Genomic DNA, 16,783 nt, shown 5'->3' with positions numbered 1-16,783 from the left:
GGTAGCGTTCCCCCGTGGCGAAGAAGCTCTACGAGGACGACGTCCTGGTCATCGGCCTCGGCCGCTTCGGCGGCGCCGTGGCGGTCGAGCTGCAGCGGCTCGGGCACACGGTGGTCGCCGTCGAGCTCGACGCCGCCCGCGCCGAGACCTTCCTCGGGAAGGTCGCCAAGATCGTCCAGGTCGACGCCAGCCAGCCGGCTGCGATGGGCAACCTCAAGGCCCGCAACTTCAAGCTGGCCGTGGTGGGCATCGGCTCCTCGGTCGAGGCGAGCGTCCTGTGCGCCATGAACCTCGTCGACGCCGGCATCCCCACCATCTGGGCCAAGGCCCTGACGCCGGAGCACCAGCGGATCCTCGAGCGGATCGGCGTGCAGCACGTGATCGCGCCCGAGGCCGATAGCGGCCGCCGGGTCGCACACCTGCTCAACGGCAAGCTCATGGACTACATCGAGTTCGACGACGGGTTCGCGATCGTGAAGATGCGACCGCCGCAGGAGGCGATCGGTTTCACGTTGGCGCAGAGCGCGATCCGCTCGAAGTACGGCGTGACCGTGGTCGGGGTCAAGTCCCCCGGCCAGGACTTCACGTATGCCGTGCCGGAGACCAAGGTGAGCGGGCACGACACCCTCATCGTGAGCGGTCCGACGTCCCTCATCGAGCGGCTCGCGTCCCGTCCCTGACGGCAGGACCGGGGCGTCAGGCCAGCGTCGGCACACCGCGGTCGTCCCCCAGCGGGAGCACCATGGCGATCTCGTCCTCGTCGGCGCCGTTGCTGACCCGCATCGGGCGGCGGCTGTCCGTGGGGCGGAACCCGAACCCGCTCGCGAAGGCCACCGCGGCACCGTTGTCCGTGCCCACCCAGTAGGCGAGGTGGCTGCGGCCCTGGGCCCGCGCCGTGTCGGCGCCCGCCTGCACGAGCTGCGTCGCGACCCCGGTCCCCCGGGCCTGCGGGCGCACCCACAGCCCGAACAGCTCGGCCACCCGCTCGGGCGCGTCCTCGGCATGGCCCACGCTCGCCACGCCCACCGCGTTGCCGTCGGCGTCCTCGGCGAGGAGCCGCTGCGAGCGCCGCATCCGCAGGCGCCAGAGGTCCTCGTCGTAGCCCTGCTCCTCGGCCAGGGTCGCCGCGAACGCCTCGGGCGACTCCTCCAACGCAGCCAGGCGCACGGAGCGGTAGGTCTCCCACTCGTCCTCGGTCAGCCCGCGCACGGTGATCTCGCTCATGCGCCCCACTCTCGCATGCGCGAGGGTCGGGAAGTCAGATGGGTTTGCCCAGAGTTTGCCAAGAGCGCACCGTGTCGTCGCTGAGGACGAGCTCCATCTCCAGCTCGGTGATCGAGGGGTCGTGCGGCATCTCCCCGGTGCGGCCGGTCGGCGTGAAACCCATCCGCTCGTAGAGGGCCCGGGCCGGGGCGTTCTCGTGCGCCACCTCCAGGAGCACCCGCGACAGCCCCCGCTGCGCGGCCGACTCCAGGACCGTGCGGACGAGGCGCTCCCCCACGCCACGCCCCCGGGCGGACGGTGCGACCCACATGCCGACGAGCACGCACTCGTCCTCGGGCTGCTCGGGCAGGCGCACGCACGCGACCGAGCCGAGCGGCTCGGCGCCACCGAGGGCGAGCCAGGTGTGGGACTGCCCGACCATGCGGCGCCACTCCTCGTCGCTGCGGGCGGCGGCCTGCGCATACGTCGTCCAGAAGGCCCGGGGCGCATCCTGGAGCATGGCGAGCCGGACGTCCCGGTAGGTCCGCCAGTTCGAGTCGTCCACGCGGACGACTCGCAGGTCGTCCCGGGCAGGCTCAGTCATGGCCGCTCGCGAGCTCGTGGGAGCGGCGGGCCGCGGCCTCCATGGCGGAGATGAACGCGGCCCTGACCTTGTGGTCGTCGAGGGTGCGCAGCGCCGCCGCGGTCGTGCCGCCCGGCGACGTGACCTGCTCGCGCAGCACGGTGGGGTGCTGGCCGGTCTCGCGGATCATCGTCGCGGCGCCGAAGAGCGTCTGGACGACCAGCTCGGTGGCGGTGGGCCGCGGCAGGCCCAGCACGACGCCGGCCTCGATCATCGCCTCGACGACGTAGAAGATGTAGGCCGGTCCCGACCCGCTGATGGCCGTGACGGCGTCCTGGTGCTTCTCGGCGACCTCCACCACCCGGCCGCACGAGCGCAACAGCTCCGCCGCCTCGGCCAGGTGCGGGGCGTCGGCGCTGCGGCCACCGCTGATCGCGGCCATCCCCTGGTCGACGAGCGCGGGCGTGTTGGGCATGACGCGCACCACCGCGACGCCCTCCGGGAGGCGGCTCTCGAGGAACGAGGTCGGTATGCCGGCGGCGAGGCTGACGACGAGGTTGCCCGGCTGGACGTGGTCGCGGATCTCCTCGACGAGACCGGCCATGTCCTGGGGCTTGACGACGAGGACGAGGGTGTCGGCGGCCTCCGCGGCCTCGGTGTTGGACATCGCCCGCACGCCGTAGCGCTCGACGAGCTCCTCGGCGCGCTCCGGGCGACGGGTCGTCACCACGAGGTCGGCGGCGCTGCGGCCGGAGCGGACAAGGCCGGACAGCAGGGTCTCCCCCATCACGCCGGCGCCGAGGATCGCGACTGTGGACATGGGGGCAGTCTTCCAGCCGGTGGCCCGGCGGCGCCCCTCAGTTCCTGGTGACGAGACCGCGCAGGAAGAACGCCGTGTTGGCGGGGCGCTCGGCCATACGACGCATGAGGTAGCCGTACCACTCCTCGCCGTAGGGCAGGTAGACGCGCATCTGGTCGCCCCGGTCGGCGATCCGCTTCTGCTCCTCGGGCCGGATGCCGTAGAGCATCTGGTACTCGAAGCTCGTGGCGTCCCGCTCGTGGTGGGCCGCGAGGGCCCCGGCGATCTCGATGAGCCGCGGGTCGTGGCTGGCCACCATGGGGTAGCCGTCGCCGGCCATGAGCACCTTGAGGCAGCGCACGTAGCTCTGGTCCACCTCGGCGCCCGACTGGTACGCCACGGACTCCGGCTCCTTGTAGGCGCCCTTGCACAGGCGGACCCGGCTGCCCTCGTGGGCCAGGTCGCGGCAGTCGCCCTCGCTGCGGCGCAGGTAGGACTGGATCACCGCGCCCACCCACGGGAAGTCCCTGCGCAGCTCGCGCAGCGTCTCCAGGGTCGCGTCGGTGGTGGTGTGGTCCTCCATGTCGAGGGTCACCGTGGTGCCGGCGGCGGAGGCCGCCTCGCAGATCTCGCGGGCGTGCTCGAGGGCGATCTTGTGGCCGTCGCCGGGCAGGTACTGGCCGAGGGCCGACAGCTTCAGGCTGACCTCGCCCATGCCGTGCTGCGACAGGTCGGCGTCGGCGAGGGCCCGCAGCAGCTCGAGGTAGGCGTCGCGCGTGCGGATGGCCTGGGTGAGGTCGGTGGTGTCCTCGCCCAGGTAGTCGATCGTGGCCAGCCGGTTGGTCGTCCGCAGCTCGGCGGTCGCCCGCACGACGTCGGCGGTGCTGTCGCCGGGGATGAACCGGTGCACGACCTGGCGGCTGACCGGCGCCTTCTCGATGGTGCGGCGCACGGCGTCGCTCTTGGAGAGCTGGAGCAGGCTGTTGCGCAGCAGGTCACTGGCGTCCACGGGGTTCCTTTCGCGGCGGGGGCCGCGGACAAGGCTAACGGTGGGCGGCCCCCGCCACGACCGCGGGCGTCAGGCCGTGCGCCGGCGCAGGGTGAGGCTGCCGAGGACGAGGGCGACCACGACCCAGAGCACGATGATCCCGGCGTCGGAGGCCACGTCGCCGCCTGCCGCGGAGCTGGTCGTCACCGACTTCATCGCGTCCACGGCATACGACAGCGGCAGCACGTCCGAGACCCAGCGCAGGAAGTCCGGGAGCTGGTCGCGCGCCACGAGCAGGCCGCACAGCAGGAACTGCGGCAGCACGAACGCCGGCATGAACTGCACCGCCTGGAACTCGGTGCGCGCGAACCCGCTGGCCAGCAGGCCGAGCGCGGTCCCGAGCGCGGCGTCGAGCACCGCCACGACGACCAGCAGCCACAACGAGCCGGCCACGTCGAGGCCGCAGACCCAGACGGCGAACGCGGTCGTGACGAGCGCCTGGACGACGGCCATCAGGCCGAACGCGATCGCGTAGCCGAGCATGAAGTCGCCCTTGCCCATCGGCGTCGTGAGCAGCCGCTCGAGCGTGCCGGAGGTGCGCTCGCGCAGGGTGGCCACGCTCGTCACGACGAACATGACGATGAACGGGAACACGCCGAGCAGGGCGGCCCCGATCGCGTCGAAGACCGGGGTGCCGCTGAAGACCCAGGCCAGCAGGCCCATGAGGACGAGCGGCACGACCAGCATCAGCGCGATCGTGCGGTGGTCGGCCCTCAGCTGGGCCAGGACGCGGCCGGCGGTGACGGCGGTGCGGCGGGGGTTCATCGGGCGTTCTCCTCGGCTCGGTCGATGAGGGCGAGGAACGCGCCCTCGGCGTCGTCGGCGCCGGTGCGGTGGAGCAGCTCCTCGAGGGTCGCGTCGGCGAGCACCTCGCCCTCGCGCAGCAGCAGCAGCCGGTCGCAGCGGGAGGCCTCGTCCATCACGTGGCTGGAGACGAGGAGCGAGCGGCCTTGCGCCGCAAGGCGTTTGAAGAGGTTCCACAGGTCGCGTCGGAGCACCGGGTCGAGGCCCACGGTCGGCTCGTCGAGGACCAGTAGCTCGGGGTCGTCGACCAGGGCCGCCGCGAGCGAGACCCGCGAGCGCTGGCCGCCGCTCAGCCGGCCCACGAGCACGTCGGCGTGGCTCATGAGGTCGACCGACTCGATGGCGGACTCGACGGTGGAGCGGTCCGCGCCGAGCACGTCGGCGAAGTAGCGGACGTTGGCCCGCACGGTGAGGTCGTCGTACACGCTCGGCGACTGGGTCACGTAGGCGACGCGGCGGCGCAGCGACGGGGACCCGGCCACCTCGCCGAGGACGCGCACGTCCCCCGCCTCGACGACCTGCACCCCCACGATCGCCCGGATGAGCGTGGACTTCCCGCTGCCGCTGGGGCCGAGCAGCCCGATGACCTGCCCGGCGGGGATGCGCGCCGACAGGTCGGGCAGGACCGTGCGACCCCCTCGCACCACCCGGAGGTGGTCGATCTCGATGACGTTTTTCATCATGTGTTGAAATGTACGCCGACGGCGGGGCCCGCACAAGGGTCTTTCGGGCGGTCAGGGGGCGAGGTACCGCTGGAGGGTCGGGCCCACCTGGGCCACCAGCTCCTCGTGGCTCGCGGCCACCACGGCGGGGAACTCCACGACGTAGCGCATCATCGCGACGCCGATCATCTGGGAGGCGGCGAGGCCGGCCCGCAGCTCCAGGTCGGCCGCCGGCTCACCGTCGGCGGCCAGGGCGTTCGTGACCCGGCCGAAGATCTCCCGGGTGAGGAACTCGCGCAGCATCCGGGTCGCCTCGTCGTGGCTCACCGCCGCCCGGATCAGCGCCTGGAAGCGCGGTCGGCCCTCCGGGGAGTCCCACAGGGCCAGGAAGGTCCGCACCAGGGACTCGCCGACCTGCTCGCGGGGCCCGGCGACCACGCGGTCGACGAGGGCCGCGGGGTCGGCCGGGACGTCCATGACGGCCGCGAACAGCTGCGGCTTGCCGCCGAAGTAGTGGTGGACGAGGGCGGGGTCCACCTCGGCGCGCCGGGCGACGGCACGCAGCGAGGTGGCGTCGTACCCGTTCTCGGCGAACTCCGCCCGGGCCGCGGCGACGATGCCCGCCCGGGTGTCCGCCCCGCCGGGGCGCCGGCCACGGGGGCTCATCGCGGGATCACCTCGGGCTCATCGGGGGCTCATCGGGGGCTCATCGGGGGCTCGCGGGGGCCTGCGCCGGGCTGGCGGTCGCCAGGTGCAGCCGGGCGAAGGCCAGCGCCTCGGCGAGGTCGACGTCGCGCTGCTCGGGCGTCACGCGCCGGGTGCCGACCTCGACGACGACCGACCCGGCGAACCCGCGGGTCGCCAGCAGCTCGAGGAACTCGGCACACGGCTGCCCGCCACGGCCGGGGACCAGGTGCTCGTCCTTGAGGGAGCCGAGCCCGTCGGCCAGGTGCACGTGCCGCAGCCGGGCCCCCAGGGCGGCGGCCATCGCCATCGCGTCCGAGCCCGCGGTCGCCGTGTGCGAGAGGTCGAGGGTGACGTTGTCGTACGCCTGCAGGACCGGGTCCCAGTGCGGCAGGTACGCCTCGAACTCCCGCTGGCGGGCGCGCCACGGGAACATGTTCTCGACGGCGAGCGCGACCCCGCTCTCGCGCTCGCGCAGCGCGATCCCCTCCACGAAGTCGCGGGCGTACTCCTTCTGCCAGCGGAACGGCGGGTGCAGCACGACGGTCGACGCCCCGAGGTCCTGGGCCAGCTCGATCGACCGGTCCACCTTGGTCCAGGGGTCGGTGCTCCACACCCGCTGGGTGAGCAGCAGCGTGGGCGCGTGCACCGACACGACCGGTATGCCGTGCAGCTCGGAGAGCGCCGCGAGGGCGCCGGCCTCCTGCGAGACCGGGTCGGTCCAGACCATGACCTCGACGCCGTCGTAGCCGAGACGGGCCGCGGTGGCGAACGCCGACGCGCAGGACTCGGGGTAGACCGACGCGGTCGACAGGGCCACCGTGGCACCTGGGATCGACACCGCTCCGGCCATGGCCACGAGCGTACCGAGGGCCTCCCGCACCGGCCCGGGGGCCGCCGGAGCCGCGTCAGCGCATGGCGTCGAGGCGGTCGAGCAGGACCCCCTCGCGCAGCGCCCACGGGCAGATGTCGAGCCGCTCGAGGTCGAGCAGGTCCATGGCCGCCTCGGCCACGAGCGCGCCGGCCAGCAGCTGGCGCGAGCGCTCCCGCGACACCCCGGGCAGCTGCGCCCGCTGTGCCGCCGTCATCGTCGCGACCCGGCCGACGATCTCGGTGACGTCGTCGCGCGCGAGCGAGCGCGGCACGTACGGGCCCTCGCTGCTGGGGGCCGCACCCGCGATCCGCGCCAGCGAGCGCATCGTCTTGGAGGTGCCGACGGCGCGGTCGACCGGCCCGACCTTGCTGATCGGCCGCACCGACGCGGCGAGCCGCTGGCGGATCCAGCGGCGCGCCTCGCGGACCGTGTCGGGCGTGGGCGGGTCGCCGCGAAGGAGGTCCCGCGTGAGGCGGCCGGCCCCCAGCGGCAGGCTCACCGCGGCGTCCGGGTCCTCGTCCATGCCGGCGGCGAGCTCGAGCGAGCCGCCGCCGATGTCGACGACCGCGAGGGTGCCGCTCGACCAGCCGAACCAGCGGCGTGCCGCCAGGAAGGTCAGCCGCGCCTCGTCCTCGCCGGACAGAACCTGCAGGTCGATCCCCGTGTCGGCGCGCACGCGCTCGAGCACCTGCTCGCCGTTCGGTGCCTCGCGGATCGCGCTGGTGGCGAAGGCCATCACCTCTTCCACGCCCTGGTCCTCCGCCACGCCGAGGCAGTCGCGGACGAAGCGCGCGAGCGCCTCCTCGCCCGAGTCGGCGATGTGGCCGTCGTCGGTGACGTGCTCGGAGAGCCGCAGCTCGATCTTGTGCGACGTCGCCGGCAGCGGCTGCGCGCCGCGGTGGGCGTCGACGACGAGCAGGTGCACGGTGTTGGACCCGACGTCGACCACTCCGAGGCGCATGGACCGACCGTAGTCCCGGGTAGCCGTGCTCAGGCGGGAACGGCCGGACGGTGGTCATCATGGGGGATGCCCTCCGCAGCAGGCACCACGACCCACGACCCCGCCCGGCCGGCGGACGCGCCCGCCCGGACCTGGCCCCGGACCGCCGCGCTGGTGCTCCTCGGCTGGTTGCTGCTCGCCTGGGACGTCTTCGCGGCGGGCATCAACTCGGCGCCCTTCTTCGGCGACATCCCGTCGCGTGACCGCTACGCCGAGTCCGGGGCGGTCCTGCTCACCGCGATGGTGCCGGTGCTGCTGCTCTGCGCCATCGGCCTGCTGTCGCGCTGCCGGCTCGGGCTGCTGTTCCTCGCGGTCCCCGCCGCGGTGGTCGCGGTGCTCGGCGCCGACATGGCGGGAAGCCCGGGCGACCCCGCCGACCCCGACCCACGGCGCCCCTTCGCCGCCACGGACCTCGTCGCCGACCTCACGCGGCTCAACTGGCTCGCGGCCGCGGTCCTCCTCCTCGCGCTGGCAGCCGTGGTGGCCCGGCGGGTGCGACAGTCCGGCAGCCGGCCGGATCCGCAGGCGTGACAAGGGCGGGACGTAGGGTGGCCGGGTGGCTGAGACCCCCCTCGACACCGCCCGCATCTGGGTGGAGTTCCCCGACCCCGCCGACGGCAACCAGCGCTTCCGCTGCGACCTGACCTGGCTCACCTCGAGCTGGACCTGCATCTTCGGCAGCGGGTGCCAGGGCATCTACGCCGACCGGCCCGACGACGGCTGCTGCACCCTCGGCGCGCACTTCACCGACGACGACGACGTCAAGCGGGTCAAGAAGGTGGCCAGGGAGCTCGGCGAGGACGAGTGGCAGCACCACCCCGGCTCCACCAAGCAGGGCGCCTGGACCGAGCTCGAGGACGGCGCGCTCAAGACCAAGGTCGTCGACGGCGCCTGCATCTTCCTCAACCGGCCCGGGTTCCCCGCCGGTGCCGGGTGCGCGCTGCACCAGCACGCCGTCCTCACCGGCAAGGAGCCGCACACCGTCAAGCCCGACGTCTGCTGGCAGCTGCCGATCCGCCGCACCTACCGCACGGTCGAGCTGCCCGACGGCTCGTCGTGGCAGGAGGTCACGATCACCGAGTACGACCGCCGCGGCTGGGGGCCCGGCGGCCACGACCTGGACTGGTACTGCTCGGGCAACCCCGAGGCCCACGTGGGTCGCGAGCCGGTCTTCCGCAGCAACAAGGGCGAGCTGGTGGAGCTCATGGGCGAGGCCGCGTATGCCGAGCTGGAGCTCCGCTGCGAGGCACACCTCGCGAGCGTGAAGGCGGCGCGGAACGCCTACTCCCGCAAGATGTTGCCGCTCCTCGTCCACCCGGCGACGCTCGCCGCCCAGGAAGCCGCCCGCAACCGCCGGTGACCGAGCAGCACGAGCCCACCCGCAGCCCGAACATCTGGGACAGCCCGGACGTCTACGAGCTGGAGAACCGCGGCGTCGACCGGGCCGGCCTCGTCGAGGCGGCGATGGCCGAGCACCACCGGTTCGAGGGCGCCGACCTGCTCGACGTCGGCTGCGGCAGCGGCTACCACCTGCCGCGCTTCCTCGCCCTCGGGTGCGCCTCTGTGGTCGGCGTGGAGCCCCACCCTCCCCTCGTCTCCCTTGCGCGCCAACGGGTCTCGGGTATGCCGGGTGTCCGCGTCGAGGAGGGTGTGGCCCAGGACCTGCCCCTCCCCGACGACTCCGTCGACATCGTCCACGCGCGGTGGGCGTACTTCTTCGGCGCCGGGTGCGAGCCGGGCCTCGCCGAGGTGGCGCGGGTCCTGCGGCCGGGCGGCACGGCATACGTCATCGACAACGACGCCACGCGCTCGACGTTCGGGCGCTGGTTCGCCCGCGCCTACCCGGGGTACGACGCCCTCGCGGTGCAGCGGTTCTGGACCCGCCAGGGCTGGCAGCGACACCCGCTCACGATCACGTGGGAGCACGACAGCCGGGAGGACTTCGAGGCCGTGGTGCGGATCGAGTTCCCGGAGACCGCCGCGGAGGGGATCCTCGCCGAGCACGAGGGGACGTCCGTCGACTACGCCGTCAACCTGTGGTGGCGCCGGTTCTGAGACCGGCGCAGGATGTGGGGCACCGCAACGAACGGAGGTTCGCCATGACCGGTTCCATCGCCAGGGCGCAGACCGAGGTCGCCGCCGACGCGCATCGGGTGTGGGAGGCGCTGACCGACCCCGACCAGGTCGCGCGGTACATGATGGGCAGCCGCGTCGAGACCGACTGGCAGGTCGGCAGCCCGATCACGTGGTCGGGCGAGCTCGACGGCAAGCCCTACCAGGACAAGGGCGAGGTGCTCCGCGCCGACCCGGGCTGGCTGCTCGAGGTCACGCACTACAGCCCGCTCATGGGGCAGGAGGACCGGCCCGAGAACTACCACACGGTCCGCTACGAGCTGGCGCAGTCCGAGACCGGGACGGTCGTCACCCTCACCCAGGACGGGTGCACCGACGAGGAGCAGGCCGAGCAGTTCTCCCAGAGCTGGCAGGGCATGCTCGACGGCATGAAACGGGTCGTCGAGGCCGGCTGAGCCGGGTCGATGGTCCCTGCCCCCGCACCCGACGCGTGCCTAGCGTTGAGGTGGACGGAGGGAGGTCGCCGTGTACGACGTCACGTTCACCCGCGAGAGCGGTCGCCGCGTCGCGGTCGTCTGCTACCAGGCCCGGGCCGAGGAGATCGGCGCCAAGGCGGGTGAGGCGTTCGGGAGGGTGGCCGAGCACCTCGCCAGGACAGGGACGCCGGTGACCGGCCCCGCGGTGTCCTGCTACACCACGGGACCGGAGGTCTTCGACGTCGCGTCCGGCTTCGTGGTCGAGGGCGAGGTCCAGCCCGGCGACGGCGTGGAGCAGTGCCAGCTGCCCAGCTGCGACATCGCGACCACCACCCACGCGGGGCCCTACGACGAGCTGGCCAAGGCGTACGACGCCCTGCGCGCCGGAGTGCTGGCGCACGGCCGGCGGCTTGTCGAGGACGGGATCATGTGGGAGGAGTACTGGAGCCCACCGGGCACGCCGCCCGAGCAGACCCGCACGGTCGTGTGCTGGCCCGTCGTGCCCCAGGACGACTGAGGCAGCCGGGGACGGGCCAGGACGGCCCAGCCGTCGGGGGCCGCACCCCGGACCCGCCCGGGCCCGCTCGGACCCGTGAGGGAGCGCCTGCGGAGCGCTGTCGGCGCTGCCACGTAGGTTCTGGGCCATGGCGGCGAAGACGAGGACCTCGAGCGGCTACCGCTGCTCCGAGTGCGGCTGGAGCACGGTCAAGTGGGTCGGCCGCTGCGGCGAGTGCCAGGCGTGGGGCAGCGTGAGCGAGGTGGGGGCGGTCAGCGCCCGCACGACCCCGGCCGCCCGCGTGGACCGTCCCGCGCTGCCGATCGGGCAGGTCGACGTCCGCCGGGCGGAAGCGCGTCCCACGGGGGTGGGCGAGTTCGACCGGGTCCTCGGCGGCGGGCTCGTCCCGGGCGCCGTGGTCCTCGTGGCCGGGGAGCCCGGCATCGGCAAGTCCACCCTCCTGCTCGACGTCGCCGCCCGCGCCGCCCGGCAGGAGACCGGGCGCACCGTCCTCTACGTCACCGGCGAGGAGTCGGCCGCGCAGGTGCGCATGCGCGCCGAGCGGATCGAGGCGATGGCCTCCTCGCTCTTCCTGGCCTCCGAGACCGACCTGGCCACCGTGCTGGGGCAGGTCGAGGCCGTGCAGCCGGACCTGCTCGTCGTCGACTCGGTCCAGACCATCGCCAGCGGCGAGGTCGAGGGCGCCGCGGGCAACGTCACCCAGGTGCGTGAGGTGACGGCGTCGCTCATCGCCGTCGCCAAGGCGCGCGGCATCGCCACCCTGCTCGTCGGCCACGTCACCAAGGACGGGTCGATCGCCGGCCCACGGGTGCTCGAGCACCTCGTCGACGTCGTCGTGCAGTTCGAGGGCGACCGGCACTCCCGGCTGCGCTTGGTGCGTGCGGTGAAGAACCGCTACGGCCCCACCGACGAGGTCGGCTGCTTCGACCTCTCCGACGTGGGCATCGTCGGGCTCTCCGACCCCAGCGGCCTCTTCCTGTCGCGCAACACGCTCTCCGTGCCGGGCACCTGCGTCACCGTCACGCTCGAGGGACGGCGTCCGCTCATGACCGAGGTCCAGGCGCTCGTGGCGAAGTCCGAGATCCCCACGCCCCGCCGGGCGACCAGCGGCCTGGACTCCGCCCGGGTGGCGATGATCGTGGCGGTCATCGCCAAGCGCGCGGGCGCCCCGATCGGGGGCAGCGACGTCTACCTGTCCACGGTCGGGGGCGTCCGGCTCACCGAGCCCGCGTCCGACCTGGCCGTCGCGCTCGCGATGGCGAGCGCGGTGAAGGACCAGCCGCTGCCGCCGGACGCCGTCGCCTTCGGCGAGCTCGGGCTCGCCGGCGAGCTGCGCCCGGTCACCGGCATACCGCGCCGGCTGGCCGAGGCGGCACGCCTGGGGTTCCGCACGGCCTACGTGCCTGCCGGCACCGCGGGCAACGGCCCGGCGCCGGAGGGGATGGCCGTCGTGGAGTGCCCCGACATCCGCTCCGCGGTGCGCTCCGCACTGCAGTCCCCTCCCGGTTAGACTCCCGCCAGACCGACCGGCAGAAAACAAGGGGCCCTGAGTGGAACTTCGCGAGGACGATGCGCTGCGCGCCACCCTCGCCGCCGTGGCACCCGGCACCGAGCTGCGGGACGGCCTCGAGCGGATCCTGCGCGGGCGCACCGGCGCCCTGATCGTGCTGGGCCACGACCGCATGGTCGAGAGCCTGTCGACCGGCGGCTTCCCGCTCGACGTCGAGTTCTCGGCGACGCGCCTGCGCGAGCTGGCCAAGATGGACGGCGGCATCGTCCTGGACCGCGAGGCGTCGCGGATCCTGCGCGCCGCCACCCAGCTCGTCCCCGACCCCTCGATCGAGACGAGCGAGTCCGGCACCCGCCACCGCACCGCCGAGCGCGTGGCCAAACAGACCGGCTACCCCGTCATCTCGGTGAGCCAGTCGATGCGGATCGTCGCGCTCTACGTCGACGGCCGCCGCCACGTCCTGGAGGACTCCAGCGCGATCCTGTCGCGCGCCAACCAGGCCCTGCAGACGCTCGAGCGGTACAAGGCCCGCCTCGACGAGGTCACCGGCACCCTGTCGGCCCTCGAGATCGAGGACCTCGTCACCGTGCGCGACGTCGCCAGCGTCCTTCAGCGCCTGGAGATGGTGCGGCGCATCAAGGACGAGATCTCCGGCTACGTCGTCGAGCTCGGGGTCGACGGCCGCCTGCTCACCCTGCAGCTCGAGGAGCTGACCGGTGGCCTCGGCAACGACCGCGAGCTCGTGATCCGCGACTACCTGCCCGAGGCCCGCGCCGAGCTCACCCTCGAGGAGGCGATGGAGGCCCTCGAGGCGCTGACCTCCACCGAGCTGCTCGACCTGTCCGCCGGCGCCAAGGCGGTCGGGTTCACCATCGGCGGCGACGCCCTCGACTCGGCCGTCAGCCCGTGCGGCTACCGGTTGCTCAGCAAGGTGCCGCGCCTCCCCGGCGCCATCGTCGACCGCCTCGTCGACCACTTCGGGAGCCTGCAGAAGCTGCTCGCCGCCAACCTCGAGGAGCTCATGGACGTCGAGGGCGTCGGCGAGGGCCGCGCCCGCGCCGTCCGCGAGGGCCTGTCGCGCCTCGCCGAGTCGAGCATCCTCGAACGCTACGTGTGAGCCGCCCGTCGGCTGCCGAGCTGCTGCACGCTCCAGAGCTGCTGCACGCCCGGGTCCTGCCCTGGTACGCCTCCGCCGCCCGCGACCTGCCCTGGCGCCGTGACGACGCCACGCCGTGGGGCATCTTCGTCTCCGAGGTCATGCTCCAGCAGACCCCGGTCGTGCGGGTCCTGCCCGTGTGGCAGCAGTGGCTGCAGCGGTGGCCCACGCCGGCCGACCTCGCGGCAGTGGCGCCCGGCGAGGCGGTGCGGGAGTGGGGCCGGCTGGGCTACCCCCGTCGCGCGCTGCGCCTGCACGCGGCGGCCGCGGCGATGATGTCGCGCTTCGACGGAGCCGTGCCGGGCACCGAGGCGGAGCTGCTGACCCTGCCGGGTGTGGGCACGTACACCGCCGCTGCCGTCGCGACCTTCGCCTTCGGGGAACGCACCACCGTGGTCGACACCAACGTCCGCCGGGTGCTGGCGCGCGCCGTGGAGGGCGTCGAGTACCCCGCCGCGTCGCCCACCCGGGCCGAGCTCACGCGCGCCGAGGCGCTCGTGCCGGTGGCTCCCGGGGAGGCGCGGACGTGGAGCGTGGCCGTCATGGAGCTCGGCGCCCTCGTCTGCACCGCGCGGACGGCCCGGTGCGACCAGTGCCCGCTCGTGGACGTGTGCGCCTGGCGGCTCGCCGGCCACCCGCCGCACGCGGGACCCGCGCGGCGGGGGCAGTCCTGGCACGGCACCGACCGGCAGCTGCGCGGGAGGTTGCTCGCCGCCCTGCGCCACAGCACCGAGCCCGTCCACCGGTCCGCCCTCGAGGCGCTGTCGGACGACGTGGTCCAGCGCGAGCGCTGCCTGGACTCCCTCGTGGCCGACGGCCTGGTCGAGCCGCTCGACGACGACCTCTTCGCGCTGCCCGGGGGGAGCGCGTCGACATGACCGAGAAGCCTGGCGCGACGGGTCGGCAGCCACCCGGCTCGCCGGACCACCGGAAGGGGACCGGATCGCTGCGTGACCGGGCGACGCGGACGGGTCGCGCCATCGGGCGGGGCACCGTGGCCGGGGTACGCCTGGCCGGGCGGGGCGGCAGGGCAGGCGCCCAGCGGGCGCGGGCGTACACCGCGTCGGCCGGCGCGGGCGAGACCGGGCTGGCCCGTCTCATCGAGCTGCACTTCGTCAACCTCATGGGCGACGCCGCGCTCACCGTCTCCCTCGCCGGCACCATCTTCGCGATCCCCACCGACGAGGCCCGCGGCCAGGTGGCGCAGTTCCTGGCGCTCACCATGGCGCCGTTCGTCCTGCTGGCACCGTTCATCGGGCCGCTGCTCGACCGCTTCCGGCACGGTCGCCGCTGGGCGATCGGTACCACCCTGGCCCTGCGCGCGTTCCTGTGCTGGGTGCTCGCCGGGGCCGTCGCCGAGCACTCGGCCTGGCTCTTCCCGGCGGCGCTGGGGTGCCTCGTGGCGTCCAAGGCCTATGGCGTCACCCGGTCCTCCGCCGTCCCGCGCCTGCTGCCGGCGGGTTTCAGCCTCGTCAACGCCAACTCCCGCAGCGCCCTCGCCGGTGTGGCGGGGATGGCCATCGGCGGCGGGCTGGCCGGTGCGGCCGCCCGGGTCGGGCCGGAGTGGTCGCTGCGGCTGGCGTTCCTCATCTACGTCGTCGCGACCGTCATGGCGATCCGGCTGCCGGCCCGGGTGGACTCCAGCGCCGGGGAGCACGACATCGCCGACACGGTGCCCCTGCACCTGCCACGCACGGCGGACCTCGAGCCCGGCGGCGGCTTCCTTCGCCGGGCCCGAGCCCGCGTCTCCGCCCTCCCGCCGACGGTGCTGGCCGCCCTGTGCGCCGCCATCGGCGCACGGCTGCTCACGGGGTTCCTGACCCTGTTCATGGCCTTCCTCATGCGCGAGCACCCGATCCCGGGCCACAACGGGACCCTCGTGCTCGGTCTGGTCGTGGGCGCCGCGGGCGCCGGCAACGCCCTGGGCACCGTCGTCGGCAACGCGCTGCGCAGGCGGCGGCCGGACGTCATCGTGGCCGTGGCCCTCCTCGCCGAGGTCCTCGCCGCCCTGGCTGCCGCGGTCTTCTACTCGCTCGGCACCCTGCTCGCACTGGGCCTGTGCGCGGGCCTGACCGGGCAGCTCATCAAGCTCAGCAGCGACGCGGTCGTGCAGCGCGACATCGAGGAGTCGGTGCGCACCCGGGTCTTCGCCTGGTCCGAGACGGTGCTGCAGACCGCCTGGGTCGTCGGTGGCGCCATCGGGATCGCGCTGCCGCTCGTGCCGCAGCTCGGCTTCGGCGTGGTGAGCGGGCTGCTGGTCCTGGTCCTGGCGGCCACCGTGCGGATCCGCCTCTCAACGCGACGGGCCCGTGTCGGCGGCGCCTGGGACGGTGGTGGACCCCACCCACCAGGAGGTATGCCGTGAGCGACCGCCACACCCCCGCACCCCGCCCCCACCTCACGGGCCGGCTGGGCACCGTGCTCGACAGCCCGGACCCCCAGGCGCTGGCCCGGTTCTACGAGGAACTGCTGGGCTGGCCGGTCGACACCGACACCCCGCAGTGGTGCACCATCCCCGTCCCCGGTGCCAGGGCCAACCTCGCGTTCCAGCGGGAGGAGGACTACCGGCGGCCGACGTGGCCGGGCCGTCCCGGCGAGCAGCAGATGATGTCGCACCTCGATGTCGGGGTCCGCGACCTGGCTCCGGCCGTGGAGCACGCCGAGGCCGCCGGGGCGACCGTCGCCGGGTACCAGCCGCAGGACGACGTCCGGGTGATGCTGGACCCCGACGGCCACCCCTTCTGCCTGTACGTCGACGAGGACCGCGACAGCGACTGAGGCGGCGCCCTCCGCTCGCGGGTTCCTGCCGGCTGCAGCACGCTTCCCGCGTCCCGGGCGGCCGGGCCAGGGCGCCGTCACCCCGTGGGGCCGCCGGCGGCCGTGGGCGAGCGACGGAACAGGTAGGCGCCCATCGTCACCCCCTGGACGGCGGTGTTCTCCCCGGACAGGAACACCCGGTCCGTGCTCGTCTGGCTCGTCACGACGAAGAAGTACGACGCGTGCTCGAGCCGCCAGCCCACGTCCTCGACCTCGGCGAGCACCTGCGCCGAGCTTCCCACGGAGCCGGTCGTGGTGACCTGCCCGAACGACGCGTCACCCGTGCGGGCGCCCACCTCGAGCTGCAGCTCGAGGAACCGGTCACCTGCGTCCCGGGCAGCCGTCGCGCGGCCTAGGGGCGAGGCGAGGAATGCCGCGTGGTGGCGTTCAGCCTCGACCGCCCGCCGCCGCTGCTGCGCCTCCTGCTCCTCGCGGGCTCGTGCGGCCTCGCGGGCCTGGCGCTCCGACTCTTTCTCCTCCGCGCTCCGGAACATCCCGATCCCCTCCTGTCACTGCGGCCGTCCCCCGGCCACGCCGCCACCCTAGGGCGCCGAGGAGGTCGGGCGGGGCCGATGAC

The 16,783-nt window shown here is 73.8% G+C and carries 21 protein-coding genes; 11 read left to right on the top strand and 10 right to left on the bottom strand.

Annotation, left to right across the window (positions count from 1 at the left end; all coding sequences use genetic code 11):
* Positions 1-14: 14 nt before the first annotated feature.
* A complete protein-coding gene (locus RKE38_RS11170) occupies positions 15-680 on the top strand; it encodes a TrkA family potassium uptake protein (protein ID WP_316007496.1) in 666 nt (221 codons plus the stop codon).
* A 16-nt stretch (positions 681-696) separates the two neighbouring features.
* Here RKE38_RS11170 and RKE38_RS11165 read toward each other — a convergent pair whose 3' ends face one another.
* From RKE38_RS11165 to RKE38_RS11125, 9 genes are all read right to left on the bottom strand, one after another.
* Positions 697-1,224, bottom strand: coding sequence for a GNAT family N-acetyltransferase (locus RKE38_RS11165; protein WP_316007495.1), 528 nt, complete (start codon positions 1,222-1,224; stop codon positions 697-699).
* A gap of 34 nt (positions 1,225-1,258) precedes the next feature.
* Positions 1,259-1,807, bottom strand: a complete 549-nt coding sequence (locus RKE38_RS11160) for a GNAT family N-acetyltransferase (protein ID WP_316007494.1) — start codon at positions 1,805-1,807, stop codon at positions 1,259-1,261.
* Positions 1,800-2,606 carry a pyrroline-5-carboxylate reductase gene (gene proC / locus RKE38_RS11155; RefSeq protein ID WP_316007493.1) on the bottom strand — a complete coding sequence of 269 codons (807 nt, stop codon included), beginning with the start codon at positions 2,604-2,606 and terminating at the stop codon, positions 1,800-1,802. The genes RKE38_RS11160 and proC overlap by 8 nt, the downstream gene beginning before the upstream one ends.
* A 37-nt stretch (positions 2,607-2,643) precedes the next feature.
* Positions 2,644-3,594: a proline dehydrogenase family protein gene (locus RKE38_RS11150; protein ID WP_316007492.1), complete on the bottom strand. Its 951-nt coding sequence runs from the start codon at positions 3,592-3,594 to the stop codon at positions 2,644-2,646.
* Positions 3,595-3,663: 69 nt separating this feature from the next.
* Positions 3,664-4,398: an ABC transporter permease gene (locus tag RKE38_RS11145; protein ID WP_316007491.1), complete on the bottom strand. Its 735-nt coding sequence runs from the start codon at positions 4,396-4,398 to the stop codon at positions 3,664-3,666.
* Positions 4,395-5,120, bottom strand: coding sequence for an ABC transporter ATP-binding protein (locus RKE38_RS11140; RefSeq protein WP_316007490.1), 726 nt, complete (start codon positions 5,118-5,120; stop codon positions 4,395-4,397). Before RKE38_RS11140 ends, RKE38_RS11145 begins: the two co-directional genes overlap by 4 nt.
* Before the next feature lie 51 nt (positions 5,121-5,171).
* Positions 5,172-5,765: a TetR family transcriptional regulator gene (locus RKE38_RS11135; protein WP_316007489.1), complete on the bottom strand. Its 594-nt coding sequence runs from the start codon at positions 5,763-5,765 to the stop codon at positions 5,172-5,174.
* Between the two features lie 40 nt (positions 5,766-5,805).
* Entirely contained in the window at positions 5,806-6,636 is an 831-nt protein-coding gene (locus RKE38_RS11130; RefSeq protein ID WP_316007488.1) for a sugar phosphate isomerase/epimerase family protein, read from the bottom strand.
* A 55-nt stretch (positions 6,637-6,691) separates the two neighbouring features.
* Positions 6,692-7,618 carry a Ppx/GppA phosphatase family protein gene (locus RKE38_RS11125; RefSeq protein WP_316007487.1) on the bottom strand — a complete coding sequence of 309 codons (927 nt, stop codon included), beginning with the start codon at positions 7,616-7,618 and terminating at the stop codon, positions 6,692-6,694.
* 66 nt (positions 7,619-7,684) lie between these two features.
* On the opposite strand from RKE38_RS11125, the gene RKE38_RS11120 reads away from it, so the two are divergent.
* The 10 genes from RKE38_RS11120 to RKE38_RS11075 all read left to right on the top strand — a co-directional run bounded on the left by RKE38_RS11120 (position 7,685) and on the right by RKE38_RS11075 (position 16,167).
* Positions 7,685-8,188, top strand: coding sequence for a hypothetical protein (locus RKE38_RS11120; RefSeq protein WP_316007486.1), 504 nt, complete (start codon positions 7,685-7,687; stop codon positions 8,186-8,188).
* Between the two features lie 25 nt (positions 8,189-8,213).
* The gene (locus tag RKE38_RS11115) at positions 8,214-9,017 is read left to right on the top strand and encodes a hypothetical protein (RefSeq protein ID WP_316007485.1); all 804 of its coding nucleotides are present in this window, start codon (positions 8,214-8,216) and stop codon (positions 9,015-9,017) included.
* Entirely contained in the window at positions 9,014-9,712 is a 699-nt protein-coding gene (locus RKE38_RS11110; RefSeq protein WP_316007484.1) for a class I SAM-dependent methyltransferase, read from the top strand. Before RKE38_RS11115 ends, RKE38_RS11110 begins: the two co-directional genes overlap by 4 nt.
* A 44-nt stretch (positions 9,713-9,756) precedes the next feature.
* Entirely contained in the window at positions 9,757-10,185 is a 429-nt protein-coding gene (locus tag RKE38_RS11105; protein WP_316007483.1) for an SRPBCC domain-containing protein, read from the top strand.
* Between the two features lie 70 nt (positions 10,186-10,255).
* Positions 10,256-10,723, top strand: a complete 468-nt coding sequence (locus RKE38_RS11100) for a GyrI-like domain-containing protein (protein WP_316007482.1) — start codon at positions 10,256-10,258, stop codon at positions 10,721-10,723.
* 127 nt (positions 10,724-10,850) lie between these two features.
* Positions 10,851-12,233, top strand: coding sequence for a DNA repair protein RadA (gene radA, locus RKE38_RS11095; protein ID WP_316007481.1), 1,383 nt, complete (start codon positions 10,851-10,853; stop codon positions 12,231-12,233).
* A gap of 40 nt (positions 12,234-12,273) precedes the next feature.
* The gene (gene disA / locus RKE38_RS11090; RefSeq protein WP_316007480.1) at positions 12,274-13,350 is read left to right on the top strand and encodes a DNA integrity scanning diadenylate cyclase DisA; all 1,077 of its coding nucleotides are present in this window, start codon (positions 12,274-12,276) and stop codon (positions 13,348-13,350) included.
* Positions 13,347-14,267, top strand: a complete 921-nt coding sequence (locus tag RKE38_RS11085) for an A/G-specific adenine glycosylase (RefSeq protein ID WP_316007479.1) — start codon at positions 13,347-13,349, stop codon at positions 14,265-14,267. Before disA ends, RKE38_RS11085 begins: the two co-directional genes overlap by 4 nt.
* Positions 14,264-15,754: an MFS transporter gene (locus RKE38_RS11080; RefSeq protein ID WP_316007478.1), complete on the top strand. Its 1,491-nt coding sequence runs from the start codon at positions 14,264-14,266 to the stop codon at positions 15,752-15,754. The genes RKE38_RS11085 and RKE38_RS11080 overlap by 4 nt, the downstream gene beginning before the upstream one ends.
* Positions 15,751-16,167, top strand: coding sequence for a VOC family protein (locus RKE38_RS11075; protein ID WP_316007477.1), 417 nt, complete (start codon positions 15,751-15,753; stop codon positions 16,165-16,167). The genes RKE38_RS11080 and RKE38_RS11075 overlap by 4 nt, the downstream gene beginning before the upstream one ends.
* A 77-nt stretch (positions 16,168-16,244) precedes the next feature.
* On the opposite strand, the gene RKE38_RS11070 is transcribed toward RKE38_RS11075, so the two are convergent.
* Positions 16,245-16,700: a hypothetical protein gene (locus RKE38_RS11070; protein ID WP_316007476.1), complete on the bottom strand. Its 456-nt coding sequence runs from the start codon at positions 16,698-16,700 to the stop codon at positions 16,245-16,247.
* Positions 16,701-16,783: the final 83 nt, after the last annotated feature.

The organism is Phycicoccus sp. M110.8 (assembly GCF_032464895.1).
In the GTDB taxonomy this organism is placed as follows: domain Bacteria; phylum Actinomycetota; class Actinomycetes; order Actinomycetales; family Dermatophilaceae; genus Pedococcus.
Note: the sequence above shows the minus strand (reverse complement) of the source record. Positions and strands in the feature narration are given on the sequence as shown.